Annotated in this window: 1 protein-coding gene; it reads right to left on the reverse strand. The window is 25.9% G+C overall.

The window, feature by feature from the left end; translation table 11 throughout:
* Positions 1-287: 287 nt before the first annotated feature.
* Positions 288-1,523, reverse strand: coding sequence for a hypothetical protein (locus FQU21_RS17260; RefSeq protein WP_147679269.1), 1,236 nt, complete (start codon positions 1,521-1,523; stop codon positions 288-290).
* Positions 1,524-1,631: the final 108 nt, after the last annotated feature.

Raw genomic sequence — 1,631 nt, forward strand, 5'->3', positions numbered from 1 at the left:
AATCAAGCAAGCTAATAAATGCATGCAGCTCTCCGCTATTGCTTACAACCTCAAAAAGTATATGAAATTTATAGAAAAACGCTCTAAAAGTGGTGTAGGAGTGCTTGCGCTTTATTTTAGTCTCAAAAACACCTTTTATAAAGCTATTAATAGCTTTTAAGACCTTATAAATCACCTGAAATTTTAAGTGTATAAAAATAGAAACCGTCTCTAAAGACGGTTTTTAATTATAGTTATACTATTTATTACGGGCTTGTGCAACGGTTACCGGTGTTGGCAATAGTTTTTTATTCAAATTGTATTGCTACTTTTTCCGAAATTCTTCTTAATAAATATAAATAAGGAAGTAATAATTCATTGTTCCTTTCAGTTGGTAAAATAACCGTGTTTTCTCTACTTTCTCTTAAGTGAACTATTACATTCCTAATTTTAGAAATATTGTTTATTACATCGTTTAATATTCCGTTTCCACCTGATTCGATTGCAGAAATATCCTTGAATAAGCCATTAATCTTTAAACCTCCATCAAAGACTATTTTTTTATTTAAAGAATCTTTGTTTTCTTTTAATTCAAGTTCAATGTCTTTTATTTTACAAAACTTTTTAATTGTTTTTTCTAATCTTGTTTTGTCGCTACTTTTATGAACATTGAACCTATCAGATAAAACCTCCATAATCTCTTTTATGTAATCGTTAGCATTTAGATTAATATCTGGACGTTTTAATATTTGTCTTAATTTCGAATCATCTTCATTTTCCATATAGTAATAAGCTGCGTATTCAAGTATTTGAAAATAAAAAATAAACTCTAATCTAATATCTGTTGTTTTACTTGCTACACTTAAAATATCTAATAAAGTTAAATCTATTGAGCTTGAATTTATTTCTGAAGGAAATACATCAAAAAGAGTGTAACAAGGTAATTTTGTTTTAAAATCTATTTTATCTGTATTAAAAATTTGAATTGCTGGTGATAATCTATCATAATAAGATAAATAGAAGTTTAATGTTTTAGCAAATTTTATTTTATCAGATATAGCATTGATATCTCCTTTAACATAAAATGAATAAGGAAATCTATCTTTAAAATATTCTTTTACATAATCAGGCTTCTCTTTAGAATAGTAATCTTTAAATTGACGTAAATTCCTGTAGGAAGTTTTTGTTTCAGATTTAATTAGTCTAAATGATTCTGCAAAAAATTTTAAATATCTCGATGACTTTTCAAATGAACATTCATAAGTTCTTCCGTCATAAATGAATTTAAATTTTCTTGAGATAATTTCTTTGTCTTTTTTTTCTGGCGAATAAATAAATTCCCAAACATTATTTTTTTTATCTAATATTGAACTAAACTCTTCTAATAATAAAATATTTGTGAAAGACGGTATTTTTGCAGTTTTAGGAATCATAAATGCAAAAGAAGAATCATTCCAAGGATTTAAAACAACATAATCTTTAGCTAACTCTTTTAATTCAATGTCGGGATTGTTCTTCTGTAAAGTAGATAAGCTTTTATGCATTTACTGTTTTTTTAAATGTCTTGTCCTGAAATATGGCTACAGGTTAAAAATTGAATTTAGGCTGATAATTTGTATACCATATTAGGTGTTTTATAATCTAAAGATAAG

The organism is Algibacter pacificus (assembly GCF_008033385.1).
Classification (GTDB): domain Bacteria; phylum Bacteroidota; class Bacteroidia; order Flavobacteriales; family Flavobacteriaceae; genus Algibacter; species Algibacter pacificus.